At 68.1% G+C, this 25,237-nt stretch carries 23 protein-coding genes; 15 read left to right on the top strand and 8 right to left on the bottom strand.

All coding sequences use genetic code 11. The features are described 5' to 3' along the window. Positions 1–37: 37 nt before the first annotated feature. Positions 38–1,378, bottom strand: coding sequence for a HAMP domain-containing sensor histidine kinase (locus ASG17_RS05790; protein ID WP_056100418.1), 1,341 nt, complete (start codon positions 1,376–1,378; stop codon positions 38–40). A 6-nt stretch (positions 1,379–1,384) separates the two neighbouring features. Then, complete coding sequence (locus ASG17_RS05795) at positions 1,385–2,080, bottom strand: response regulator (protein WP_369796693.1); 696 nt, start codon at positions 2,078–2,080, stop codon at positions 1,385–1,387. Between the two features lie 112 nt (positions 2,081–2,192). Between ASG17_RS05795 and ASG17_RS05800 the strand changes: the two genes are divergently transcribed. Then, entirely contained in the window at positions 2,193–3,074 is an 882-nt protein-coding gene (locus tag ASG17_RS05800) for a branched-chain amino acid aminotransferase (protein ID WP_056100424.1), read from the top strand. Positions 3,075–3,120: 46 nt separating this feature from the next. Here the strand turns inward: ASG17_RS05800 and ASG17_RS05805 are convergent, their stop codons facing one another. Both ASG17_RS05805 and ASG17_RS05810 read right to left on the bottom strand, forming a co-directional pair. Beyond that, the gene (locus tag ASG17_RS05805) at positions 3,121–3,891 is read right to left on the bottom strand and encodes a hypothetical protein (RefSeq protein WP_056100427.1); all 771 of its coding nucleotides are present in this window, start codon (positions 3,889–3,891) and stop codon (positions 3,121–3,123) included. Continuing rightward, positions 3,888–6,221 carry a pre-peptidase C-terminal domain-containing protein gene (locus ASG17_RS05810; protein WP_156367739.1) on the bottom strand — a complete coding sequence of 778 codons (2,334 nt, stop codon included), beginning with the start codon at positions 6,219–6,221 and terminating at the stop codon, positions 3,888–3,890. The genes ASG17_RS05805 and ASG17_RS05810 overlap by 4 nt, the downstream gene beginning before the upstream one ends. A gap of 196 nt (positions 6,222–6,417) precedes the next feature. Between ASG17_RS05810 and ASG17_RS05815 the strand changes: the two genes are divergently transcribed. Beyond that, a complete protein-coding gene (locus ASG17_RS05815; RefSeq protein ID WP_056100431.1) occupies positions 6,418–7,689 on the top strand; it encodes a NupC/NupG family nucleoside CNT transporter in 1,272 nt (423 codons plus the stop codon). Here ASG17_RS05815 and ASG17_RS05820 read toward each other — a convergent pair. After that, positions 7,686–8,117 (bottom strand): PaaI family thioesterase, encoded by a 432-nt coding sequence (locus ASG17_RS05820; protein WP_056100434.1) that lies wholly within the window; start codon positions 8,115–8,117, stop codon positions 7,686–7,688. The genes ASG17_RS05815 and ASG17_RS05820 overlap by 4 nt on opposite strands. Positions 8,118–8,161: 44 nt before the next feature. Here ASG17_RS05820 and ASG17_RS05825 point away from each other — a divergent pair, with 44 nt between their 5' ends. The 9 genes from ASG17_RS05825 to flhA all read left to right on the top strand — a co-directional run bounded on the left by ASG17_RS05825 (position 8,162) and on the right by flhA (position 17,686). After that, positions 8,162–8,452 (top strand): DUF3253 domain-containing protein, encoded by a 291-nt coding sequence (locus ASG17_RS05825; RefSeq protein WP_056100437.1) that lies wholly within the window; start codon positions 8,162–8,164, stop codon positions 8,450–8,452. Further along, positions 8,449–9,471: an alpha/beta fold hydrolase gene (locus ASG17_RS05830; protein ID WP_056100440.1), complete on the top strand. Its 1,023-nt coding sequence runs from the start codon at positions 8,449–8,451 to the stop codon at positions 9,469–9,471. The genes ASG17_RS05825 and ASG17_RS05830 overlap by 4 nt, the downstream gene beginning before the upstream one ends. An 88-nt stretch (positions 9,472–9,559) precedes the next feature. Then, positions 9,560–11,215: a flagellar basal-body MS-ring/collar protein FliF gene (gene fliF / locus ASG17_RS05835; protein WP_056100441.1), complete on the top strand. Its 1,656-nt coding sequence runs from the start codon at positions 9,560–9,562 to the stop codon at positions 11,213–11,215. Continuing rightward, on the top strand, positions 11,215–12,252 hold the full coding sequence (gene fliG / locus ASG17_RS05840) for a flagellar motor switch protein FliG (RefSeq protein ID WP_056100444.1): 1,038 nt from the start codon (positions 11,215–11,217) through the stop codon (positions 12,250–12,252). Before fliF ends, fliG begins: the two co-directional genes overlap by 1 nt. A 1-nt stretch (position 12,253) precedes the next feature. Further along, positions 12,254–12,895, top strand: a complete 642-nt coding sequence (locus tag ASG17_RS05845) for a flagellar assembly protein FlbE (protein ID WP_056100446.1) — start codon at positions 12,254–12,256, stop codon at positions 12,893–12,895. After that, positions 12,895–13,227, top strand: a complete 333-nt coding sequence (gene fliN, locus ASG17_RS05850; protein ID WP_056100449.1) for a flagellar motor switch protein FliN — start codon at positions 12,895–12,897, stop codon at positions 13,225–13,227. The genes ASG17_RS05845 and fliN overlap by 1 nt, the downstream gene beginning before the upstream one ends. A 36-nt stretch (positions 13,228–13,263) precedes the next feature. Further along, positions 13,264–14,649 (top strand): sigma-54 dependent transcriptional regulator, encoded by a 1,386-nt coding sequence (locus tag ASG17_RS05855; protein ID WP_056100452.1) that lies wholly within the window; start codon positions 13,264–13,266, stop codon positions 14,647–14,649. Positions 14,650–14,754: 105 nt separating this feature from the next. Continuing rightward, entirely contained in the window at positions 14,755–15,576 is an 822-nt protein-coding gene (gene bla, locus ASG17_RS05860; protein ID WP_235560369.1) for a class A beta-lactamase, read from the top strand. A 13-nt stretch (positions 15,577–15,589) separates the two neighbouring features. Continuing rightward, positions 15,590–17,686, top strand: coding sequence for a flagellar biosynthesis protein FlhA (gene flhA / locus ASG17_RS05865; protein ID WP_235560417.1), 2,097 nt, complete (start codon positions 15,590–15,592; stop codon positions 17,684–17,686). Here flhA and ASG17_RS05870 read toward each other — a convergent pair. The 3 genes from ASG17_RS05870 to ASG17_RS05880 form a co-directional block, all read right to left on the bottom strand. Next, positions 17,683–20,256, bottom strand: a complete 2,574-nt coding sequence (locus ASG17_RS05870; RefSeq protein ID WP_056100458.1) for an HWE histidine kinase domain-containing protein — start codon at positions 20,254–20,256, stop codon at positions 17,683–17,685. The two genes, flhA and ASG17_RS05870, sit on opposite strands and share 4 nt — an antisense overlap. Then, positions 20,253–20,801, bottom strand: coding sequence for a biliverdin-producing heme oxygenase (locus tag ASG17_RS05875; RefSeq protein ID WP_056100461.1), 549 nt, complete (start codon positions 20,799–20,801; stop codon positions 20,253–20,255). Before ASG17_RS05875 ends, ASG17_RS05870 begins: the two co-directional genes overlap by 4 nt. Positions 20,802–20,913: 112 nt before the next feature. Then, positions 20,914–21,621 carry a hypothetical protein gene (locus ASG17_RS05880; protein WP_056100464.1) on the bottom strand — a complete coding sequence of 236 codons (708 nt, stop codon included), beginning with the start codon at positions 21,619–21,621 and terminating at the stop codon, positions 20,914–20,916. 123 nt (positions 21,622–21,744) lie between these two features. Here ASG17_RS05880 and ASG17_RS05885 point away from each other — a divergent pair, with 123 nt between their 5' ends. Genes ASG17_RS05885 through ASG17_RS05900 form a run of 4 tightly spaced genes read left to right on the top strand, consistent with a single transcriptional unit; the run spans position 21,745 to position 25,196 of the window. Then, entirely contained in the window at positions 21,745–23,271 is a 1,527-nt protein-coding gene (locus ASG17_RS05885; protein WP_056100468.1) for a CHASE3 domain-containing protein, read from the top strand. Next, positions 23,268–23,693, top strand: coding sequence for a response regulator (locus tag ASG17_RS05890; protein WP_056100471.1), 426 nt, complete (start codon positions 23,268–23,270; stop codon positions 23,691–23,693). Before ASG17_RS05885 ends, ASG17_RS05890 begins: the two co-directional genes overlap by 4 nt. Next, positions 23,690–24,754, top strand: coding sequence for a sensor histidine kinase (locus ASG17_RS05895; RefSeq protein WP_235560370.1), 1,065 nt, complete (start codon positions 23,690–23,692; stop codon positions 24,752–24,754). Before ASG17_RS05890 ends, ASG17_RS05895 begins: the two co-directional genes overlap by 4 nt. Beyond that, positions 24,747–25,196 carry an NUDIX domain-containing protein gene (locus ASG17_RS05900; protein ID WP_056100474.1) on the top strand — a complete coding sequence of 150 codons (450 nt, stop codon included), beginning with the start codon at positions 24,747–24,749 and terminating at the stop codon, positions 25,194–25,196. Before ASG17_RS05895 ends, ASG17_RS05900 begins: the two co-directional genes overlap by 8 nt. Positions 25,197–25,237: the final 41 nt, after the last annotated feature.

The raw sequence follows: 25,237 nt of genomic DNA on the forward strand, positions 1-25,237 counted from the left end.
GGAAGATGGCCCTGCGCGAGGCGTCGCGCCAGAGGGGTCAGCCCGGCAGGCGCACCATGGCTTTCAGCCCACCCAGTTCGCTGCGGTCCAGGGTGATGTCGCCGCCGTGGCCGCGCGCTACATCGCGGGCGATCGCCAGACCCAGGCCCACGCCCTTGCGGTTCTGGTTCCGCGACGGGTCGAGGCGCGAAAACGGGCGGAAGGCCTCCTCGTGCATGGCCTCTGGAATGCCCGGCCCGTCGTCCTCGACCACGATCTCGACGCCGCCGGAGGGCAGGGGACGGGCGCTGAGGCGCACGTGGTCCCCATGCGCGGCGGCGTTGCCGGCCAGATTGGTCAGGGCGCGGCGCATGGCCAGCGGCCGCAGCGAGGCGGTCAGGCCGGCAGGCGCGTTGACCTGGACCTTCGCGCCGGCGCGGCGGGCATCCTCGGCGGCGCGCTCCAGCGCTTCGGGGATGGCGACGGTCTGAGGGCTCTCGCCGCCCTCTCCGCGCGCGAAGTCCAGGTACTCGTCGATCATATGCTCCATCTCGTCGAGATCGGAGCGCATGGCGTCTGCGCGTTTGAACGGCGGGGCCAGGGCCAGCTCCAGCCTCAGGCGGGTCAGGGGCGTGCGCAGGTCGTGGCTGACCGAGGCCAGCATGGCGGTGCGCTGGTCGATGTGCCGCTGGATCCGGTCGCGCATGGCCAGGAAGGCGACGGCGGCCGCACGGACCTCGCGCGCGCCATGCGGCTTGAACTTGGGCGAGGTCTCGCCGCGCCCGAACGCCTCGGCCGCCTCGGCCAGCCGCTCGATGGCGCGCACCTGGTTGCGGATGAACACGATGGCGACGCCCATCAGAAGGACGGTCGCCACCAGCAGCCACAGGACGAAGATGTGCGCCTGGGTCGCCACGGCGCGCTCGCGCGGGGCGATGATCCGCAAGACGCCTTCGCGCGCCTGGACCCGGATGTCGATGTAGTTGGGGTATCGGGTGCTGTCGAACCAGAAGGGCCGGTCCAGCCGCTCGCGCAGGCCACGCTCGATGGTCCGGTCAACGACGCCCAGCGGGCCGCGCCGCTGCTCGGTCGGCAGTGTGCGGTCTTCCTGAAGCGCGATCGACAGCGACATGGACCGCTCGGCCCGCTCTGAGATCAGCGCCAGATTGGCCGTCGTCGGATCGTCCTCATAGCTCTCGACCGCCCAGGCCACGTCGCCCGCCAGACCCTCGGACAGGCGCGCCGTCACGGTCTGCCAGTGGGCGTCGAAGAAGACCCAGGTTACCGCCACCTGCATCACCGCGACCGGCAGCACGATGATCAGCAGCGACCGGCCCCATAGGCTGGTCGGCAGCCGCCGCTTGAGGATGCGCTTCCACAGGGCGATGGGCAGCTTCACGGCCGGTCAATCCGGCGCGAGCATGTAGCCGACGCCGCGCACCGTCTGCAGATAGCGCGGGTTCTTCGGATCCGCCTCAAGCTTGCGACGCAGACGGGTGACCTGGACGTCGACGGCGCGGCCGGTGATATCGGCGGTGTCCGGCGACAGGCTCATCCGCTCGACCGGGGCGTGGGCGTGGATGGCCAGGGTCTTCAAGAGCTGCGCCTCCGCCTCGGTCAGGCGCATCGGCCGCCCGTCGCGGGTCAGTTCCAGCCGCTCCATGTCGAAGACGGCCGGACCCAGCTTGATCTCGCGCGGGGTGATCGGCTTGCCGCCGGTGCGGCGCAGGATGGCGTCGACGCGCAGCGCTAGCTCACGCGGTTCGAACGGCTTGGACATGTAATCGTCGGCGCCGCGCGACAGTCCCTCGATGCGGTCCTCGGCGTCGCCTTTGGCGGTCAGCAGCAGGACCGGCGTCTTGGACGTTTCGGCCTTTTCGCGCACCCAGCTGGTCAGGTCGAAACCGCTCTCGCCCGGCATCATGACGTCCAGCACCACCAGGTCGAACTCGATCAACTCCAACAGGCGCTTGGCGGCGGCCGCGTGGGCGGCGCCGGTGGTGCGATAGCCTTCGCGGGCCAGGAACTCCTTGATCAGTTCGCGGATGCGGTCGTCGTCGTCGACAACAAGCAGGTGTCGGCCGACGCCGGGTCCGGCGATCGGGCCTGACCGGCCGGACGGGCGCGATTCGGTGAAGCTCACCGACCTGCTCCGCCGTTGACGCGGGCGAGATCGGCGGCTCTAAGCACCGTACTGACGCAGGAGTTCTTCAATGGCCTTCGTTCCCTTCGACGATCGTGACGGCTGGATCTGGTTTAACGGCGATTTCGTGCCTTGGCGCGATGCAAAAACGCACGTTCTGACCCACGCCCTCCACTACGGTTCGTCGGTGTTCGAGGGTGAGCGTATGTATGGCGGCGAAATCTTCAAGCTGACCCAGCATAGCGAGCGTCTGAAGCGCTCCGCGGAATTGCTGGACTTCGAGCTGCCCTACAGCGTGGCCGAGATCGACGAAGCCTGCAAGGCGACGGCCGCCAAGATGGGCTACGAAGACTGCTACCTGCGCCCCGTCGCCTTCCTGGGCCCGGAAAAGACCTCCGTCTCGGCGCTGGAAAACAAGGTCCATGTGGCTATCGCGGCCTGGGAATGGCCCAGCTATTTCGATCCCGAGGTGAAGGCCAAGGGCATCCGTCTAGAGTGGGCCAAGTGGCGCCGCCCCGACCCGGCCACGGCGCCGACGACGGCCAAGGCCGCCGGCCTCTACATGATCTGCACCATGTCCAAGAACGCGGCGGAGCGGCGCGGCTATGCCGACGCCATGATGCTGGACTGGCGCGGCTACGTCGCCGAGGCGACCGGCGCCAACGTCTTCTTCGTGCAGGACGGCGTCATCCACACCCCGAACGTCGAGGCCATCCTGGACGGCATCACCCGCAAGACGGTGATCGAACTGGCCCAGGCCAAGGGCATCGAGGTGATCGTGCGCCACATCCGCCCCGAAGAACTGTCGACGTTCTCGGAATGCTTCCTGACGGGCTCGGCCGCCGAGGTCACGCCGGTGTCGGAAATCGGCGAATACCGCTTCAAGCCGGCCGCGATCTCGCTGGGCCTGATGGAGGATTACTCCAAGCTGGTGAACGGCCAGCTGAAGTAGGCGCAAGCGTAGCGCTCTCCGCCACCGGGCGGAGAGCCTTCGGCCCCTAGTTCCTGACCTCGACGTCGTCGATCCAGAGCGTCCTCGGCCCGTCGGTCTGGTATGATTCCCAGCCGATGCTGACCCGCTCCATCACAGGGATTTCCCACGGATAGTCGGCCGGCGCCCAGAGGCATCCCTGCCCGCGGTCGCGGACATCCAGTCCGTGGATCGCTCGGCCGTCCAGCGAGAGGCGCAGGCCCTCCTGGCCGATCGTCCAGTCGACCTGAACCCAGCGGCCCTCGGGCATGACGTCCGTGTCGCCGGCATGGGCCCAGCAGTCCGAACCGGGCCCGGGCGGCGTCGCATAATATTCGGGGGAGTCGTAGTTCGACATCAGCCTGGACCCCAGACCCGGGATGGGGTGCTGGCCGCCGAAACGGACCATGGCCTGACGCCCGTCGCTGCGACGACGCCCGCCCGCCTCGATGAGGGTCCAGTGCACGTTGTCGGTAGGGCCGGCTTCCAGCCAGACCTTCATCCGGCCCGACAGGTGATCCTGGCCCGCCGGAAACAGTGGCCCGCCGCGCAGGGTCAGCAGCACGCCGCCCCTCTCGGTCAGATGGATCTTCAGCGACCGACGACCCGAGGCCGCGCGCGTGTCGTCAATGACCGCCTCGCCGTTTGAGGTCGCGACCGACCACGGCCCGGTGGGCTGGGCGCCCACGGCATAGGCCTCGAAGTCGTCGGTGACACGGACGACGGCCGGATCGGCGGTCGGTGCCGATGCGCAGGCGGCCAGCAGACCCGCAAGGATCAGGGGGGCGACGCGCCTCACAGCCGCAGCACCACGTCGTCCACCTGAACCCCGCCACGATCGACAACCAGGTTCTGATAGCTTCGCTGCCCGTCCTGGGTCTCGGCCTCGACGTCGGTGACCTCTCGCGCGAACTGGCGGCGCAGATAGGTCGACAGCTCGCCGGCGGTGATCATGTCGTCGCCATCCAGATTGGCGGCGCCGGCCATGCCCGTCCGCAGGAAATGGCTGAGATAGCCGCCGGCCTCGAACTTGTCGGCCACCTGGCTGGTCAGATCCTCCTCCGAGCTGAACAGGCCCAGCGTGCCCGGACGACTGACCACGTTGCGGGCGAAACCGCCCGAGAAGCAGCTGTCCAGCACCAGCATCGACATGCGGGTCCGCAGGCGGCCGAACATCTCGCCCAGCTCGACGTCACTGATCTCACCGTCGCGCAGCACGAGGGTCTCGGTCTTGCCGTCGGGCTCCATCGCGCTGGTCTGGCCGTCGATCTGGTTGCCGTGGCCCGAGAAGAAGAAGAGGAAGACGTCGTCAGGCCCGGCCTGTTCGGCCACACGGTTGAACGCGGCGCGGACGCCGCCGACCGTGGCCTGGGCGTTCGTCAGGGTGATGCTGGCGGGATTGAGCACACCCTCGCGGCGCAGGGCCTGCCCCAGTTTGTCGGCGTCCTCGGCGGTGTAGGGCAGGTCTGGCTGCTCGCCGCCGTAATCCGTGACGCCGATCATGACGGCGAAGACGCGCGGTCCGCCCTGGACGTCCTGCTGCCGCGGCGACCCGTTGCTGGGCGCGACAGTCAGACGATAGGCGCCGGTTTCGCCGCCTTCGAACGAAGTGACCATGGCGGTGTATTCGCCATCGGCCTGCAGCACCGCATCGACGCGGCTGTTGGTGCCGTCCGGGCCGTCGTCGTTGTCATACTGCTGGTCGTTCGGGCCCTGGATGCTGAGGTAGGCGTCGAAGTCGGACGATTCCAGCACGCCCGCGATCCGGTCGCCACGTCGGGCGCGGAAGTTGAAGCGGTCGGCGTATTCGCCGTCCTCCAGCGTCGCGTCGCCTCGGCTCAGCGAGCCGCGCTGGTCGACCAGGATCGGGCCCGAGGCGTTGGGGCGCGGCGGCGCTGGTCGGTCTTCCGGCTCGGGCCAGGCGTCCGGCCGGTCAGGACGCGGCGGCGGGGCGTCGCGACCGGCCATGGCCGCGGCCAGCCGATAGCCGCCCGTCTCGCCGGCCTTATAGCTGGTCGCCACCACGCGATACTCGCCGTCGGCCGGCAGGGTGACGATCAGGCGGCTGTTGGTCCCGTCCTCTCCACTATCGTCGTCATCGTTGGCGGCGGTGAAGTCGCCGGGGCCGGTGATGAACAGATAGGGGTCGAACTGTGTGGAGGTCAGGCGCAGGTCCAGCCGGTCGCCGCGACGGCCGCGCAGCGCATATCCGTCGGCGTACTCGCCCGAGCGGAGCTGGGACGAGCCCGAAGCCAGCCGCCCGCTGACGTCGCCGCCCACCATCAGATTTCCGGTCGCGGGGGTCTGGGGCGCGGGACGACCGCCCCCCTGATTGCGTCCGTCGCCGTCTTCCTCGACCCACAGCGTATAGGCGCCGGTCTCGCGGGGCTGATAGCTGGTGGTGGTCAGTTCGACCTCGCCGCTGCGTGGCATGATGAACTCGAGCCGGCTGTTGCGATCACCCCGGCCGGAGGGGTCGTCGTCGTTATCCTCCGACACGCCATCGCCGCGCGCCATCAGATAGGCGTCGAAGTCGCCGGCGTTCAGCCGCGCGGTGTAGCGAGCGCCTGGCCGGCCGCGTAGCGTCCATGTGTCGGTGTATTCGCCTGTGTCCAGACGCTGGTCGCCGCCGCCCAGAAAACCGGCGTTGGCGTCGCCGACGCGGGCCTCTCCGCCGCCCGCGGCGCCCGAACTCGCGGGGGGGCGACCGCCGCCTCCACCGATCGATTGTGTATAGCCGCCCTGATCGCGCCCGCCGCCGCCGGCGCCTCGGACATCCAGCGACAGCGCGTAGCGTCCGGTCTCGCCCGCCTCGAAGCTGGTGGCCATCAGTCGATATTCGCCATCGGCCGGCAGGCGCACATCGAGCGCCGAGTCGGTCCCGCCGCTGCCCGCGTCGTCATTCTCTTGCGAGAAGCCTGACGGCCCCCGGATCATCAAATAGGGGTCGAAGTCGCCGGACGAGAGCCGCGCATCGACCCGCTGACCGGCCCGGCCGCGAAAGACGTAGGTGTCCACGAGCTCGCCGCTGTCCAGCCGACTGTCACCCTGCTGCAAAGAGCCCGACGCCGAACCGCCCGGCTGGATCGCCTGTTGCGCCCCCGCCGGCCCGGCCCCCAAAGCCGTCATCAGCGCGACGCCTGCACAGGCGGTCCGGCCAGCCAAAGTCCTGAAGCGACGCATGGCGTTTCCCCCGAAAGCCCCTGGTCGCAGCGGTAGCAGACACTGTGGCGGCGGAGAAGCATCCGCGCGACGCTTGCCAGATGGGGCCCCGTGTCGTTGAAGCCTGTCTTGGCGCCGGCGCGGCAGCCGGGGGATCGACGCCATGTTCAACCTGCTCAATCTGCAGAGCCTGCTGGGTCTGGCCGTCATCGTGGCCGCCTGTTGGGCGGTCTCGGAGAACAAGCGGCTGTTCCCGTGGCGGCTGACGGTCGGGGCGATCGGCGTACAGGCGCTGCTGGTGCTGGCGCTGTTCGCCATCCCGGGGTCGCAGGCGGTTCTGGCCGCGGTGACGGGGGCCGTCGACGGGCTGGCGGTGGCGACCAACAAGGGCACGCAGTTCGTATTCGGCTATCTGGCCGGCGGGTCGCAGCCCTATCCCGTCGACAACCAGCCGGCGCTGTTCACCTTCGCCTTCCAGGTGCTGCCGCTGATCCTGGTGATCTCGGCGCTGTCGGCGCTGCTGTGGCACTGGAAGGTGCTGAAGTGGATCACCTACGGCTTCGGCCTGCTGTTCCAGAAGACGATGAAGCTGGGCGGCGCCTCGGCGCTGGCCGTGGCGGCCAACATCTTCCTGGGCATGATCGAGAGCCCCATCGTCATCAAGGCCTACCTGGACAAGCTGACCCGGTCGGAAGTGTTCCTGATGATGGTGGTGGGCCTGGCGACCGTCGCCGGTTCGACCATGGTGGCCTATGCGACCATCCTGGCACCGGTGCTGCCCAATGCGGCGGGCCATGTGCTGGTGGCCTCCATCGTCTCGGCGCCGGCGGGGGTGCTGCTGGCCCGGATCATCGTGCCGGAGATCCCGGGGCAGGGCGGCGAGGTCGCCGACTACGGATCCGCCCTGAAGTACGACAGCGCCATCGACGCCATCGTCAAGGGCACCTCGGACGGCCTGATGGTCGTGCTGAATATCTCGGCGGTGCTGATCGTGTTCGTGGCGTTGGTCGCGCTGGTCAACGTCATGCTGGGCGGGTTCAGCCTGTGGGGCGAGCCGGTGACGGTCGAGCGGCTGCTGGGCTTCCTGTTCACGCCCGTCGCCTGGCTGACGGGGGTGGAGTGGTCCGAGGCGGGCGTGGCCGGCTGGCTGCTGGGCGTCAAGCTGACCCTGACCGAGTTCGTCGCCTTCATCGACCTGGGCCAGGTGCCCGCCGAGGCCATGAGTGAGCGGACGCGGATGCTGATGACCTACGCCCTGTGCGGCTTCGCCAACATCGGCTCGGTCGGCATCACGGTGACGGGCCTGTCGGTGCTGATGCCCGAACGCCGCGAGGAGGTGCTCAGCCTTGTGTGGAAGGGCCTGTTCGCCGGCTTCCTGGCCACCCTGATGACCGCCTGCGTCGTGGGTGCGATGCCGGCGGCGATCTTCGGCTAGCGCGGCGTGAACTTTTTGATGACGCCGGAGAAGGTCATCAGGGTGCGCTGACCGGTGGTGATCTGGCCGCGGACGAAGATCAGTGAACCGCCGGCGCGGGTGACTTCGCCCGTCGCCTCGATCAGCTCGCCCACGCGCGCGCCGTCGATGAAGGTCGAGTCCAGCTGGACCGTCACGCCATTCTTCCCCTCCATCTCATTGTAAGCGATCTGGAACAGGCCGATGTCGGCGAAGGTCATCAGGCAGCCGCCGTGCATCCGGTCGCCGGCGTTCATGTGCTTGGGCTCGGCGCGGAAGGCGCAGCGCATGCGGCCGTCGGCGTCGGGCTTGAAATAGAAGGGACCGACCGTCTGGTCGAACGTGCCGTGAAGGTCGTACATCTGCCATCCGGCGAACTCGCCGTCCGAAACCGTAACCTTCGCGACCATGCCACTGCCTTCTTTTCGCTGTTGCAGTGCAGCATATAGGCCCAATGACCGATCCGATCGAAGCCGAAATCTTTTCGCAACTGGCCCGCAAGGAGCCGGGCAAGTCCATCGACCCCTCCGAGGTCGCCAAGGTGCTTCAGCCTGAGCGCTGGCAACGGGTGATGAGCAAGGTGCGCGGCGTCGCCGTCGGCCTGGCCCGCGAGGGCCGTCTGGTCATCACCAAGAAGGGCAAGCCGGTCGATCCCGCCGGCTTCAAGGGCGTCATCCGCTTCCGCCTGCCGGTCGAGGGCGATGTCCTGCCCGAGCCGAAGCCCGAGGCCGCGACCGAGGAATGATCCGCGGGGCGGCCTTGGCGATGGTGCTGGCGGCGCTCGGCGCCTGCGCGCCCTACGTCCAGCCGCCGCTGCATCCCGCCGCCGATTTCGCTGGCCCCGCTATCCGGCCGCGCGACGACAACACCGGCGTTCTGGTCATGGAGGACGGCGCGCGGCTGCCGTACCTGCACTGGGCGCCCGAAGGACGACCGACGGCTGTCGTCGTCGCTTTGCACGGCATGAACGACCATGACGCCTCGTTCCGACTGGCCGGGCCGTGGTGGGCCGAGCATGGCGTCGAGACGTACGCCTATGATCAGCGCGGCTTTGGCCAAGCCCCCGGCCGCGGTCTCTGGGCCGGGCAGGACCGGATGGTCGAGGATGTGCGCCAGGCGGTGGCTCTGGTGCGTGGCGCTCGGCCGGGCGTGCCGGTCGTCGTCATCGGCGAGAGCATGGGGGGATCGGTCGCCGTCGCCGCCTTTGCTTCGGATCGCCCGCCTGCCGCCGACCGCGTCATCCTGCTGGCCCCCGGCGTCTGGGGCTGGTCCAGCCAGCCGCTGGCCAACCGGGCGGCCCTGTGGCTGGCCGCGCGCGCCATGGGCGATCTGGCCTTAGAGCCGCCCGAGTTCGTCGCGCGCCTGATCCGCGCGTCCAGCAACACCGCAGAACTGGTTCGCAACGGGCGGGATCCCGACAGCATACTGGCGACGCGGTTCGACGCCGTTTCGGGACTGGTCGACCTGATGGAGACGGCCAGCCGCCACCTTGGCGACATCCGCACGCCGGCGCTGTTGATGTACGGCGCCAACGATCAGGTCGTGGAGAAGGGACCGATGAAACTGGCCCTTCAGCGCGCGGGCAGCCCGCCCAACCTCCGCACGGCCTATTACGAAAAGGGCTGGCACCTGCTGAACCGCGACCTGGACGCCGAGACTGTCTATCGCGATGTGCTGGCCTATCTGGCGGACCCCGCCGCGCCTCTGCCGTCCGGCGCGCCGCCCGTCCTGCCGGCTCTGATCGCGGAATCGTCCGGGCGTTAAGCCCCCTTAACGAGGCGTTTACCACGCGGGCGGCACTTTCTGCCTAGCGGGTCGTCTGTGGGGGCCCGCCAGTATCGAGGCGGGACGCGTGGGCGGCTTTACGGCGGCGTTGCAAAGGTTTGGGATCGGTCGTCTGGCGGCCGTCCTGGGCGTGGCCGCGGGCGTCGCCGCCGTGCTGGTCGCCATCATGCTGCGGATCGGCCAGGCGCCGGACGCACTGCTGTATTCCAACCTCGACCTGCGCGAGGCGTCGGAAATCACGGCGGCCCTGGAGCAGGGCAACATCAAGTACAGCACCAAGGGCGACGGCTCGACCATCATGGTCAGCCGCGACGACGTCGGCTCGGCGCGCCTGATGCTGGCCGGCAAGGGTCTCGTGACCTCTGGCTCTGTCGGGTACGAAATCTTCGACAACCAGTCGGTGCTGGGCCAGACCGAGTTCCAGCAGCAGCTGAACGAACAGCGCGCCCTGCAGGGCGAACTGGCGCGCACCATCATGTCGATGCGCGGCATCTCCTCGGCCCGCGTGCAGATCGTCATGCCGCGCCGCGAGATGTTCCAGGCCAACTCGCAGGAGCCGACCGCCGCGGTCGTCGTGGGCCTGGGCGGCCGCGACCTCAGCAACGATCAGGTCCGCGCTATCCGCAACGTCGTCGCCTCCTCGGTGCCGAACCTGAAGCCCGCGCGCGTCACCGTCGTGGACGACACCAACCGCACCCTGGCCGCCGGCACGGATGACGAGGGCTTCACCGCCGCCTCGGCCGAGCAGTCGCGCGCCAACACAGAGGGCCAGCTGCAGGCCCGGATCAAGGATCTGGTCGAGGGCGTCGTCGGCGCCGGCGCGGCCCGCGTGCAGGTGACGGCCGACATCGACCACAGCCGCTCAACCACCCAGGAGCAGAAGTTCGACCCGGACGGCCAGGTCGTCCGATCGACCTCGACCAACGGTTCGGAATCCTCGGACACCTCAGGCCAGCCCGACGGCGCCGCGACCGCCACCGCCAACATTCCGGGCGGCGCGGCGCCGGCCGTCACGCCGGCCGGTTCGCGCGACACCCAGACGGGCGAGACCACCAACTACGAAATCTCGAACACGACCACGACGACCGTGCGCGAGGCGGGCGAGATCAAGCGTCTGGCCGTCTCGGTCGCCATCGACGGCAAATGGACCCCCGCCGCCGACGGCAAGGGCGAACCGACCTACGCCGCCCGCACGCCGCAGGAGATCGAGCAGATCAAGTCGCTGGTCGCGGCGGCGGTCGGCATCGACCCGGCGCGCGGCGACAAGATCGAGGTGCTGAACGTCCGCTTCAACCGCGACACGCCCGCCATCGGCGGCACGGACGGCGGTCCCTCGATGTTCAACTTCTCCAAGGACGACATCATGCGGGGGGTGGAGCTCTTGGTCCTGCTGGTGACCGGCCTGCTGCTGATCTTCTTCGTCCTGCGCCCCCTGCTGAAGACGGCCTCGACGCCGGGCTCCGGCGGCCTGGTCATGGCCGGCCCGAACGGCACCACTATCACCTCGCTGCAGACCAGCATCGTCGGCGGCGCGGGTGACCCGATGGGCGCCGGCGGCGGTCATGCCCAGTTGGGCGGTCCGTCCGAGATGGACCAGCGGCTCGACATCGCCCGCATCGAGGGCCAGGTGAAGGCGTCGTCCGTCAAGAAGGTCGCCGAGTTCGTCGAGCGCCATCCGGATGAAAGCTCGGCCATCCTGCGCAGCTGGGTGCACGAAGGCTGATGGCCGCCCGTCTCGTCTCGAAACGTCCGGCCGTAGAAGACGCCCGCAAGCTGACGGGGCCCGAGAAGGCCGCCGTCATCCTGCTGTCGCTCGGCGAAGAGCACACGCGTCTGTGGCAGGGCCTGGACGAGGACGAAATCAAGGAAATCTCCCAGGCCATGGCCGGCTTGGGCACCGTCAGTTCGCAGGTCGTCGAGGAGCTGCTGGTCGAATTCGTCTCGGGCATGAGCGGTTCGGGCGCCGTGATGGGCAGCTTCGAGCAGACCCAGCGCCTGCTGGCCGCCTTCATGCCGGCGGAACGCGTCGACGGCCTGATGGAGGAAATCCGCGGTCCCGCCGGGCGGACCATGTGGGACAAGTTGGGCAATGTGAACGAGGCCGTTCTCGCCAACTATCTGAAGAACGAATATCCGCAGACGGTCGCGGTGGTCCTGTCCAAGGTTAAGTCGGACCACGCTGCGCGCGTGCTGACGGCGCTGCCCGAGGACTTCGCCCTGGAGTGCGTGCAGCGGATGCTGCGCATGGAGCCGGTGCAGCGCGAGATCCTGGACAAGATCGAACAGACCCTGCGCAACGAGTTCATGTCGAACCTGGCGCGGACGTCCAAGCGCGACAGCCACGAGATGATGGCCGACATCTTCAACAGCTTCGATCGCCAGACCGAGGCCCGCTTCATCGGCGCGCTGGAAGAACGCAACCGTGAGGCGGCTGAACGCATCCGCGCGCTGATGTTCGTGTTCGAGGACCTGTCCAAGCTGGATCCGGGCGGCGTGCAGACGCTGCTGCGCGCGGTCGAGAAGGACCAGTTGGGCCTGGCGCTGAAAGGCGCCTCGGAATCCCTGCGCGAAATGTTCTTCTCCAACATGTCAGAGCGCGCCGCCAAGATCATGCGCGAGGACATGGAGAGCATGGGGCCCGTCCGTCTGAAGGACGTCGACACCGCCCAGATGACGATGGTGCAGGTGGCCAAGGACCTGGCCGCCAAGGGCGAGATCATGCTGGTCGGCCAGTCCGGCGACGACGAGCTGATCTACTGACATGACCCAGCACCGCCCCTTCACCTTCGAGACCGAGTTCGACGCCGACGGCGGGGTCGTGCGCCCGTCGACCTTCCGGCCGATGAAGCGCTCCTACATGCCGGCCGAGGTCGAGGCTCTGACCGCCCAGGCCCGGCTGGAGGCCCGCCAGGCCGCGCTGGGCGAGGTAGAGAGCATGAAGGCGCAGGCCCTGAACGCCATCGCCCAGTCGGTGGTGTCCGCCATGCCGATGCTGGCGCAGGTCGCCAACCAGCACCGCGAACAGTCGGCCGCCCTGGCCATGGCGGCGGCGCGCTCTGTGTCCGGGGCGGCGCTGGACCGCTTCCCGCTGGGCGCGATGCAGACGGCGCTGGAGGCGCTGGGCCAGGAGATCGACGCCTCGCCCCGCCTGGTCATCCGCGCGCCGGGCCTGGACGACAGCGGCCGCGCAGAAATCGAGAAACTGTGCGCCGACGCCGGCTTCGGCGGCCAGGTCGCTTTCCGCGGCGGCGCCGGTCCCACGGCCGCCTTCCAGCTGGAATGGGCCGACGGCCGCGCCGAGTTCGATCCTGACGCCGCCTTCGGCCGCATCGCCGAAGCCCTCTCATCGGCCCTGGCTTCCGAAGCCGGGCACGCCGAAGCCCTCAACGAAAGGATGTCGTGATGGCCTCCGACGCCATGGCCCTGGAAGAGTTTCCGGACGGCACGAGTCTGAACCCCGTCGACGACGCGGGCGATAAGACCGCCGCCGACCTGGCCCCCGTCTTCGACGTGCCGGTCAACATCTCCGCCGTGCTGGGCAAGGCGCACATGTCGGTGTCGCAGCTCCTGAAGCTGAACCGCGGCAGCGTGCTGGAGCTGGACCGAAAGGTCGGCGAGGCGATCGACATCTTCGTCAACAACCGCCTGGTCGCGCGCGGCGAGGTGGTCGTCGTCGAGGACCGCCTGGGCGTGACCATGACGGAAATCATCAAGACCGAGGACTCGGGCGCCTAAGCGGCGACCGGCTGTAGAGATTAGAGGAGAAGACCCATGCGGCTTCTGGTGGTTGGCAGGCTCAGCGGACAGCTGGCGACGGCAGTGAAGATGGCCATGGCGCACGGCGCCAAGGTCCATCACGTCGAGCGCGGCGATCAGGCGACGGAGCAACTGCGTCGAGGGCAGGGGGCCGACCTGCTGATGGTCGACTACCGCGTAGACATCGGCGCCCTGATCGCCGCCAACGACGCCGAGCGCATCCATGTGCCGGTCGTGGCCTGCGGCGTGGACGCCAGCGCCACGGAGGCGGCCGACGCTATCCGCGCCGGGGCCAAGGAGTTCATCCCTCTGCCGCCCGAGGCGGACCTGATCGCAGCCGTCCTGTCGGCCGTCGCCGACGACGAGCGCCCGCTGATCTCGGCCGACCCGTCGATGAAGCACGTGATCCAGCTGGCAGACCAGGTCGCCCGCTCAGAAGCCTCCATCCTGATCACCGGCGAAAGCGGCGTCGGTAAGGAAGTCATGGCGCGCTATCTGCACGCCGGCTCCAAGCGCGCGGACCGCCCCTTCATCAGCGTCAACTGCGCCGCCATTCCCGACAACCTGCTGGAATCCGAGCTGTTCGGGCACGAGAAGGGCGCCTTCACCGGCGCCATGGCCCGCCGCATCGGCAAGTTCGAGGAGGCCGACGGCGGCACGCTGCTGCTGGACGAAATCTCGGAGATGGACGTCCGGCTTCAGGCCAAGCTGCTGCGCGCCATTCAGGAGCGGGTGATCGACCGGGTAGGCGGCTCCAAGCCGGTGCCGGTCAATATCCGCATCATCGCCACGTCAAACCGCGACCTGGCCAAGTCGGTGGCCGAGGGCAGCTTCCGCGAGGATCTGCTCTATCGCCTGAACGTCGTGAACCTACGCCTGCCCAGCCTGCGTGAACGCCCGGGCGACATCGCCGTCCTGGCGGATCACTTCATCAAGAAATACGCCGCCGCCAACGGCATGCCGGCCAAGCCGATCTCGGTTGACGCCCGCCGCGCCCTGACCGCCCACCGCTGGGCGGGCAACGTGCGCGAACTTGAGAACGCCATGCACCGCGCGGTGCTGCTGTCGGTTGGACCGGAGATTGACGTCGATGCCATCCGCCTGCCGGACGGTCAGCCGCTCAGCGCCGGAGGGGCCACCCCGTACGACGCCGGCCCGGCCGGTCGCGCCGCCCAAGTCGCCGACGCCATGACCCGCAGCTACGTCGGCCAGACGGTGGCGGCGATGGAGAAGACGCTGATCCTCGACACCCTGTCGCACTGCCTGGGCAACCGCACCCATGCGGCGAACATCTTGGGCATCTCGATCCGCACCCTGCGCAACAAGCTGAACGAATACGCCGACGAAGGCACGCCGATCCCGGCGCCCCAGTCTGGCGTCGCGGGCCTGAGCGCGGCCTGACGGATGAGAGGCGGCGCGGATCGAAGGCATGTTCTGAGCGGACTGGCGGGGCTTGGTCTCGTCGGCTGCGGACCCGCGCCGGCCGCGTCAGAAGTCGAGGGCCGCGTGGCCGCCACGGACACGGTGCTGGACCTGTCCGGGCTGGAGCGTGCGGACGGGGGTCGCATCGGATCCGCCGCCCACAACACCGCGACGGGGGAGAGGCTCCACTGGCGCGGTGACGAACGCTTCGTCTACTGCTCGACCTTCAAGATGTATCTGGCCGCCGCGACCCTGATGCGTGTGCAGGCAGGCGAAGAGCGGCTGGACCGCCGCATCCCGATCACGCGCGCCGACATGATCAACCACGCGCCAGTGACCCAGCCGGCTGTCGGCGCCGGCCTTACGGTCGAGCAGCTAATGAAGGGCACGGTCGAGGTCTCTGACAATCCGGCCGCCAATCTGCTGTTGAAGGCGATGGGCGGGCTCGAGACCATGCAGGCCTTCTATCGCGGCCTCGGCGACCCCTCGACGCGCGTGGACCGCTTCGAGCCGGAGATGAACCGCCTGGACGGCAACAAGGACACGATCACCCCGTCCCAGTCAGTCGCGAACATGCAGCGCCTGTTCATCGATCCGGCCTCGCCTCTGTCGGCGGCCTCGAAAGCGATGCTGCTGGGCTGGATGACCACGTCGCCGACCGGGACGGACCGCCTCAAGGGCGGCGTGCCGGCAGGATGGCGCGTAGCGCACAAGACGGGCACCGGCGGCTATGGCCCGACCAACGACATCGGCGTTCTGTATCCGCCCTCGGGCGCGCCGGTCATCGTCGCCGCCTACTATCACGCCACCCGCGACACGACGGACGCCCGGAACGCGGCGGTGATCGCAGCCGCGACGCGCCTGGCCCTGGCCAGCTTCAACCTGACGACGCCCGACCATGTCTGACGCCCCCATCCTGATGAAGGACGGCTACGCCCGCCCGACCGTGTCGGACATGCGCGGCTGGCTGGGTCGCGGCGAGGTGCTGATGGCGGTGGGCGTCATCGGCGTCATCCTGCTGCTGATCCTGCCGGTCCCCGCCTTCCTGATGGACTTCCTGCTGGCGATCTCGATCGTCTCCAGCGTGCTGATCCTGATGACGGCCGTGATGATGAAGCGGCCGCTGGACTTCGCCATCTTCCCGACCGTGCTGCTGGTCTCGACCCTGTTCCGTCTGGGCCTGAACCTGGCCTCGACGCGCCTGATCCTGACGCATGGCCAGGAGGGTCACGCCGCCGCCGGTCAGGTGATCCAGGCGTTCGGTCAGCTGATGATGGGGGGCAACTTCATCATCGGGGTGATCATCTTCGCCATCATCCTGGTGGTGAACTTCGTGGTCATCACCAAGGGTTCGACCCGGATCGCCGAGGTGTCGGCCCGCTTCACCCTGGACTCCATGCCGGGCAAGCAAATGGCCATCGACGCGGACCTGTCTTCGGGACTGATCGACGAGGCGACCGCCAAGCTGCGCCGCAAGGAACTGGAGCAGGAATCGACCTTCTTCGGCGCCATGGACGGCGCCTCCAAGTTCGTGCGCGGCGACGCCGTGGCCGGTCTGATCATCACCTTCATCAACGCCATCGGCGGTATCCTGATCGGCGTCATTTCGCATGGCCTGCCGATCCAGGAAGCGGCCAACACCTATATCCAGCTGACCATCGGCGACGGTCTGGTCACTCAGGTGCCGGCCATTATCATCTCGATCGCCGCCGGTTTCCTGGTGTCGAAGGCGGGCGTCGAGGGCACGGCGGACAAGGCCTTCGTCAGCCAGCTGGCCACGAACCCGATCAGCCTGGGCGTCGTGTCGGGCGCCTCGGCCCTGATCGGCCTGGTGCCAGGGATGCCGCTGATCCCCTTCATGGCGCTGGCGGGCGCGACCGGCTTCATGGCCTGGCGCCTGGGGCGGGCGCGGCTGAAGCCGCAGCCGAGCGAGGCCGAACTGGCCGCCGCCGAGCTCGGTTCCAAGCCGAAGGAAGACATCGAGGAGCCCATCGGGACGGCTCTGGCCATCGACGAGGTCAAGATCGAGCTGGGCTATAGTCTGCTGTCGCTGATCAACGACCTGGAGGGCCGCCGGCTGACCGACCAGGTCCGCGCCCTGCGCCGCTCGATGGCGCAGGAGTACGGCTTCGTCATGCCGTCGGTGCGCATCCTGGACAACATGCGCCTGCCGACCCAAGGCTACGCCATCCGCATCAAGGAGATGGAGGCCGGCGCCGGCGACGTGCGTCTGGGCCACTTGATGGCGATGGATCCGGCGGGCCGCCAGGTCGAACTGCCGGGCGAACATACGCGCGAGCCGGCTTTCGGCCTGCCCGCCACCTGGATCTCGGACAGCCTGAAGGAAGAGGCGACGTTCCGGGGCTACACCATCGTCGATCCGTCGACGGTGCTGACCACGCACCTGACCGAGATCCTGAAGGAGAACATGGCCGACCTGCTGAGCTATGCGCAGGTGCAGAAGCTGCTGGCCGAGTTGAACGGCGAGGAGAAGAAGCTGGTCGATGAACTGATCCCCTCGGTCGTCACCGTCACCACGCTGCAGCGCGTGCTGCAGGCCCTGCTGAAGGAGAAGGTGTCGATCCGCGATCTGGGCGCCATCCTGGAAGGCCTGGCCGAGGCCGCGCCGCATACCTCGAGCGTTACGGCCCTGATCGAACATGTGCGCGGGCGCCTGGCGCGCCAGCTGTGCTGGCAGCATCGCGGCGACGACGGGGCCCTGCCGATCGTCACCCTGTCACCCGAGTGGGAGGCCGCCTTCGCCGAAGCCTTGGTCGGGACGGGCGAGGAGAAGCAGCTGGCCATGGCGCCGTCACGCCTGCAGGATTTCATCCGCAATGTCCGCGACGTGTTCGAGCGGGCGGCGATGGCGGGCGAGACGGCGGTGCTGCTGACCGGACCGGCGATCCGGCCCTACGTCCGCTCCATCATCGAACGCTTCCGCGGCCAGACCACGGTGATGAGCCAGAACGAGGTCCACCCCAGGGCCCGCCTGCGGACCATCGGGCAGGTCTAGGCTTCGTCCGCCGGGCCGAGCAGGCTGTCCATCGCGCGCGCGACATTCTCCAGCGTGTAGGGCTTCTGCACGATCAGCCGGCCGCGATGCTCGATCGGCGGATTGGCCTGCTCGCCGTAGCCGGTGGCGAAGATGAAGGGGATGTTCAGTTCGGCCAGCCGATCAGCGATCGGATAGGAGTTCCGGTCGCCCAGATTGATGTCCAGCATGGCGACCGTGGGCCGGGCGGCGTCGATGTTGTCCAAGGCGCCTTCGACCGTCGCGGCGGTCGTGACCGTGGCGGCGCCCAGGCGCGTCGCGATGTCCTCGGCGTCCAGGGCGATGATCAGGCTATCCTCGACCAGCAGGATGTCCTGACCCTTCAGCAGCGTGTCCGGAGTCGGTTGCGGATGGCCGATCGCGGCGCGGGGATATTTGATCGTCGGCGCGCCCGTAATGGTGCGCGGCTCGGACAGATGGCGCGCGGGGATGCAGAATACCGCGTGCACCCCGGTCGGCGCGTAATCGACCTTGGCCGTACCCCCCAGATCGTATGGGACCGAACGGTGAATGATCGTGGTGCCGAAACCCTTGCGCGTGGGCGGGGTGACGGCTGGGCCGCCCGCCTCGCGCCATTCGAGCTCCAGATCGCCGCTGGATGTCCGATGCCAACCCAGCGTCACCCGGCCGCCGGGCGTCGACAGGCTGCCGTATTTATTGGAGTTGGTGACCAGTTCGTGCACCACCAGGGCCATGGTCGAATAGGCGTTAGGGTTCAGATGGACCGCCTCGCCCTGGGTGACGATGCGCTCGCGCTCATCGACGAACGCCGCCGCCTCCGCGTCGATCAGCGCCTGCAGCGGTGCGGGGCCCCAGTGGTCGTCGGTGATCTGGTTGTGGGCGCGGGCCAATGCATGGATGCGGCCGTCGACCACCTTCACGAACTCCGCGACGTCCTGCTCCTCCGCGTTCGACTGGCGGATTAGGCCGCGGATCAGTCCCAGGATGTTGCGGACGCGGTGATTGAGCTCCGCGATCAACAGTTCCTGGCGGGCGCTGGCCTGCTGGCGTTCGGCCGACGCTTCGTCCGCCAGGCGCAGCACCACCTCGATCAGGGTGGCGCGCAGAGTTTCGGCGACGCGAACCTCGGAGGCGGTGAAGGGCTGTGAGTGGGCCTCGACCAGCTGCTTCCACTCGGCGAAGCTCTCGCGCGGGCTCAGGCGCGGGCCGTTGGGGCCATAGCTGACGGGTTTGTGCGGATCGCCCGCCCAGCGCACCGAATGGATCAGTTCCTTGCGGAACAGCACCACATAGTCGCGCGGAGACCGCGAGATCGGAATAGCCAGCATCCCTGCCACGTCCGCCGCGAAGTCTCCGGCGCCGGGCACTATGGACGCGATGCTGTCGGTCGCGAACACCTTGCCCGCCGCCGTGCCGTTCAGCGCCCGGACGATGCGTCGAAAATCTTCGACGGACGGCGTGGCGCCGGAAAAGGCGTGCTTGCCGCTTAGCCAGACGCCTACGCCGTCAGCAGGGATGGCGTGTGTCAGGATGTCGCCTAGCCAGTCGGGGTCCTGCAGCAGCGTCTCGTCCGACGCCACGGCGCCCAGAAGCTGGTCGGACACGTCGCGCGCGCGACGCTCGTATTCGACGGTGTCCTGCCGCTCGCGGCTCTCCAGGCGCATCGAGAACATCTGGGCGAACAGCTCAGCCACCGAGCGCCGCTCGAAGGTCGGGCAACGCGGCGAGTAGTGGTGGCAGGCGAACAGCCCCCACAGCTTTCCGTCGACGATGATCGAAATGGACAGCGAGGCGTCCACGCCCATGTTCTTCAGATACTCGATGTGGATCGGCGACACCGATCGCAGGACCGAGAGCGACAGATCCAGCGGCTGGCCCGTCTCGTCCCGCTGGGGCACGATCGGCACCGGCGTAGCGTTCACGTCGGCGATGATCCGCAGCAGATTGCGGCGATAGAGTTCGCGCGCCTGGGCCGGGATGTCCGTGGCCGGGTAGTGCAGGCCCATGAACTTGCCGATCCCGGCGCGCACCGCCTCGGCCACGACCTCGCCCGAGCCGTCCGCGCCGAAGCGGTAGACCATGACCCGGTCGAACCCGATCAGGGCCCGGACCTGTCGGGCGCCCTCGCGATAGAAGCTGGCGAAGTCTTGCGCCTGGTCGAGGCGGGCGATCATCGACCTCACAGTGCCGCTGGCGTCGCCATGCTCGCCGGACGCCGGCTCGGCTTCGATAACGACCTGACCGCCCGAGAAGTGAAGTGCGACGTCGAAGGCCTGACGACCGTCTGTAAGGACGCAGTCGAACAGCCGCTCCACCGCATCGGGCCCGCGCAGGATGGCTGCGCGGTTGCGAAGATCGTGCACCGCCTTGGTCGTGAAGACGTCCGACAGCGGCCGTCCGAACAGGTCATCCGGCGCCAGACCGATGAACTCATGCGTGTTGGCTGACGCCCGCGCGATCAGCCAATCGGCGGTCAGGGCGATCAGGAAACCGATCGGCTGGATGGCGCCCAGGATGTGGATGGGCTCGCGGTCGCAGTTGGTCAGATCGACCTGAGCGGCATCGGTCAAAGGCGGTCGGCTCCAAGCACGCGTAGGGCGGACGCCGTGAAGATGTCGAATACCGCTGAAGCCGACCGGGCCGCCTCGGTACGCTCATCCGCGGAGCTGAGCCTTTTTTCCAGAATCGCTACGAACGACCGCCAATGCAATGGGTTCCCGGGCGCGAGAAAAGAAATTGGCGCCGTGTCAGCGACCGTACGAACCAGCATGGCCCCGCCCAGGCGCGATCCCTCGATGACGTAAGCTGCGCCCAGAATGGCGGCCGGGTTCGGCAGCAGAGGCTCAGGCATGGCCTCCGGTACGGCCTCCTTAAGCGCGATGAGGTCGTCGCGCAGGGCTTGCGAGCGGCGACGCGCGGGCCAGTCGGGCAGGACGACATCGGCCCCGGCCTTGTCCAGCGCCGCCTCGACGCCGAAAAACGCGCCCGCCTGAGCCTTCAGAAATCGGGCGTAGTCGGCACGGTCAGCCAGGTCGAAGCCCGAGAACAGGACATCCAGCCGTGCATGGGCGTCGGCCGTCGCCTCCCTGAGGAAGAACCGCGCGCTGTCGACCAAACCTGCACCTCACGCGATCCCAACAGGCGGCGTCGTGCCATGCGTCGCGCCTGGGCGCAAACGGCGCGCGGTTCGGGACGGCGAGTGCCTTTGGGCGCGGCCCGGAACCGCTCTAACGAACGCTGACCCAGCCGCCGGCCGAGGCGTTGCGCGCTTCATCGTTCGCCGGCCGGGCGATCAGGCCCGACTGGGTGATCCAGACCTCATAGCGGGCGTTATTCGCCATCGGCATATAGGCCGCGCCTCCGTACAGGGTATCCACGGCGTTGACGTACCGGCGATAACGGCGCGCGGCGTCCCAGGCGTCGATCCGCCAAGGCAGGGCGTCCACGTCGTCTCCGCCGCTCAGCGCGTGAACGCTGCGCTCGGCGTTGATCTCCTGATCAATCCGCTGATAGCGGCCCGACAGGCGGTCGAGGCGGTACTGTGTGTCCAGGCCCAGCACGTTGGCCCACGGCTTCCACTTCAGCACCTGCGCCTCGATGCGCCAGTCATCGCCGTGTAGCGGATAAACGGCGGCGCGGGCTGGTTCCGCCTCGCCGCGGGCCGGCTGGATGACGGTCGCCTCGTAGTATTGCGGGCCGATCTGCTTCAGTTGCAGCGTGGCGATGGGCCGCTCGTAGGTCAGTCGGCTGTAGGTCTGGACATTCAGGCCCAACAGGGCAGCGGCGCCGGCCGCGGCGATGACGCCGCCGCCCAGGATGGTCCCGACCCCTCCCGTGAAGATCCGACCCCGAAATAGCCGGCCCAGACTGGTCAGCAGCAGGGTGACGCCCAGAAGCGCCACCACAGCCGGAAGGATCCACCACCACCAGATCATGCCTGCACTCCCTCAGCCCCGAGCCAGGTTAACCTAAGTCTCCGCAATGGCGAAGGTTGCACCCGTGTGGGGCGTATCGTCAGTGCTGGACACCGCCCTGTCAGCCGCTAAAGCTGCGCCGTGATGAAGTTGGTTTCGCGCGACACCGCCCAGGCGGTCATCCGGTTCCTGCGAACACCGACGCTCAGCCGCTCGGTGGCGTTGCTGTTGTCGCTGGCCATCGCGCTGCTGCTGGCCGCCAACCTCGCCACCTATGTGATGATCGCTCGCACCAGCGCCTTCAACCAGACGGTGGAGCAAAGCTATCGTCTGCGGCTGGCCGCCAAGGACGTGCTGATCCAGTCGGTGGACGCCGAAACGGGCCAGCGTGGATTTTTGCTGACGGGCCGGTCGGATTACCTCACCCCCTACGTGCACTCGGTCGACAGTCTGCCGACGACCTTCGCCGAGTTGAACCGGCTGGCGCGGGGCGACGCGGATCTGCAGCCGCGTGTGGCGCGGTTGCAGGATCTGTCGAAGCTGCGGATGCAGCGCATCGCCCTGACGCTGGACCTGGCGCGGGCAGGGCGCATCGGCGAGGCGGTTGCGGCGATGCGCAACGGCGAGGGCAAGCGCCTGATGGACGCCATGCGTGTGGAAACCGGCGCCATCGATGAGGTTCTGGCCACGCGCCTGTCGTTCCGCACGCGCCAGTCGGAATGGGGGTCGACCGTCACGCTGATCGTGAACGCCATTGGCGGAGCGCTGATACTGGTCCTGGCCGGCATGACCGCCTGGTTGGTGCGGCGCTATGTGAGGGATCTGCAGACGGCGCGCGAGGGTATCGCCGCGGCCAATGCGGGGCTCGAGGCCAAGGTCCGGGAACGCACCGGCGATCTGACCCGGGCCAACGAGGAGATCCAGCGGTTCGCTTACATCGTCAGCCATGATCTGCGCGCGCCCCTGGTGAACGTCATGGGCTACACCTCCGAACTGGAGTTGGCCGGCCAGACCGTCGAGCGCGCCATCAGCGAGGCGGAAAAGAGCCGGCCCGTCGATCAGGACGTCGTCGTCGCGGTGCGCGAGGATATGCCCGAGGCTATCGGCTTCATCCGCGCCTCGACCGAAAAGATGGACCGGCTGATCAACGCTATCCTGAAGCTGTCACGCGAGGGGCGGCGTTCGCTGCTGCCTGAGGTCATCGAAATGACCCCGCTGGTCCAGGCCATCGCCGACAGCGTCAACCATCAGACCTCGGAAGCGGGCGCCGTCATCACCGTCGAGGACCTGCCCCGCCTGGACAGCGACCGGCTGTCGATCGAGCAGATCTTCGGCAATCTGATCGACAATGCGGTCAAGTACCTGGATCGCTCGCGCCCCGGCCAGATCACGGTGTCGGGCGAGGCCACGGCGGGCGGTTGGGTGGTCTATCGCGTCGCCGATAACGGCCGCGGGATATCGCCCAAGGACCACGAACGCATCTTCGAACTGTTCCGCCGGTCGGGCCGTCAGGATCGACCGGGGGAGGGGCTCGGTCTGGCCTTCGTGCGCAACAGCGTCCGCCGTCTGGGCGGTTCGATCGACATCGAGAGCGAACTGGACAAGGGCTCGACTTTCATTTTGAAATTCCCCAAACGCCTTGTCCTTCATGACATCGGAGACGCCGTATGAGCAGCGCCGTGAAAATCGTCATGGTCGAGGACGACCATGGCCACGCCAAGCTGATCGAAAAGAACATTCGGCGGGCCAACATCAGCAACGAAATCAAGCACTTCGACGATGGCGGATCGGCGCTGGACTATCTGTTCAGTGCGGAAATCCTGGCCAATGGCCCGCTGCTGATCCTGCTGGATCTCAACCTGCCGGATATGTCGGGAACTGACATTCTGGAGAAGGTGAAGTCGGACGACCGGCTGAAGCGCGCGCCGGTGGTGGTTCTGACCACCACGGACGACAAGGTCGAGATCCAGCGCTGCTACGACCTGGGCTGCAACGTCTACATCACCAAGCCCGTGGACTATGAGAGCTTCGCCGGCGCGATCCGCCAGCTGGGCCTCTTCCTGTCCGTCATGCAGGCGCCCGAAATCGAGTGACGATAGACCTGGCCGCAGCATTTGCGCCGATCCGCCTGCTCTACATCGACGATGATCGCGGGCTGTCGCGGCTGGTCGAGAAGGAGCTGGGGCGGCACGGCTACGTCGTGACCTGCGCGCCGGACGGCGATGCGGGGCTCGAGGCGTTGCAGAGCGGCGAATACGACGTTTGCGCCCTCGACCACTACATGCCCGGTCGTGAAGGCCTCGACGTGCTGCCCGACATCATGGCTCTGAAGGCCCCGCCGCCGGTCGTGTATGTGACGGGCGCGCAGGAGGGCCGGATCGCTGTCGCCGCGCTGCGGGCCGGGGCCGCGGACTACGTCATCAAGGACGTGTCGGAAGACTTCACCAGCCTGCTGCGTTCGGCCCTGGAGGACGCCTTGCTGCGTCGCCGGCTTCAGCGCGAGAACGAGGCGGCGCAGGAGCAGGTGCGCCTGGCCCGCGACCGCGCAGAGGCCATGCTGCGCGAGGTGAACCACCGCGTGGGCAACTCGCTGCAACTGGTCTCCAGCTTCATCTCGCTGCAGCAGCGGCAGCTGGTCGACGAGGGCGCCCGCGCCGCGCTCAGCGAGGCCAAGGCCCGCATCGAGGCCGTCGCCCACGTCCACCGCCGGCTCTACACCTCCGACGAAATGGGCTCGGTGGCGATGGACGAATATCTGTCCGGTCTGATCGAGGAGCTGGGCAAGTCGGTCGGCCCGGAAGGGACCGCGCCGAGGATCACGCTGGACGCCTCGTCCATGGTCGTGACGACCGATCAGGCGGTGTCGCTGGGCGTCGTCGTCACCGAGCTGGTCACCAATGCTGTCAAGTACGCCTACGGGCCCGGGGAGACGGGCGAGATCCGCGTCATCCTGAAGCCCGGACCGGATGGCCGTGCGCTGCTGACCGTCGAGGATGACGGGCCGGGTCTGGGCGAGGACGCCAAGCCCAAGGGCACGGGTCTCGGCGGCAAGATCATCTCGGCCATGGCCGGCGGGCTGCGCTCAGCCGTCGAATACGACCACAGCCATCGCGGCGTCCGAGCGAAGCTGGCGTTCGACCTGACGCATGGCTGAACCGCGCCTGCAGTTTGGGACGCCTGACGCGGGCGTCGACTACACCTATCGCCATGCGACCTTCGGGATCGTGCTCCAGGACGGCCTGCTCGCCTGTGTGCGCGTCGAGCGGGGCGTGAACAGCTACTTCGATCTGCCGGGCGGCGCGGTGGACGGCGAGGAGACCGAAGCAGAAGCCCTGTCCCGCGAGTTCATCGAGGAAACCGGCCTGTTCATCACCGTGCAGGATCGCTTCGCCGAGGCGGCGCAGACCTTCCGCAAGACTGACGGCCAGCCGGTCAACAACGTCGGCGGGTTCTGGACCGCCACGATCCAGCGGCACGACCCGACCGCCAAGGTCGAGGCCGACCACACCCTGGTCTGGCTCGATCCAGCCTTCGCCGTCGCCAACCTGCGACACGACGCCCACGCATGGGCCGTGGCGTCCTGGCTGCGACGATAGAGCCGTCTCGAGGGGGCGGAACCCGCTCTCGCGGCGGGGGT

The organism is Brevundimonas sp. Leaf363 (assembly GCF_001424025.1).
Taxonomy (GTDB): Bacteria; Pseudomonadota; Alphaproteobacteria; order Caulobacterales; family Caulobacteraceae; genus Brevundimonas.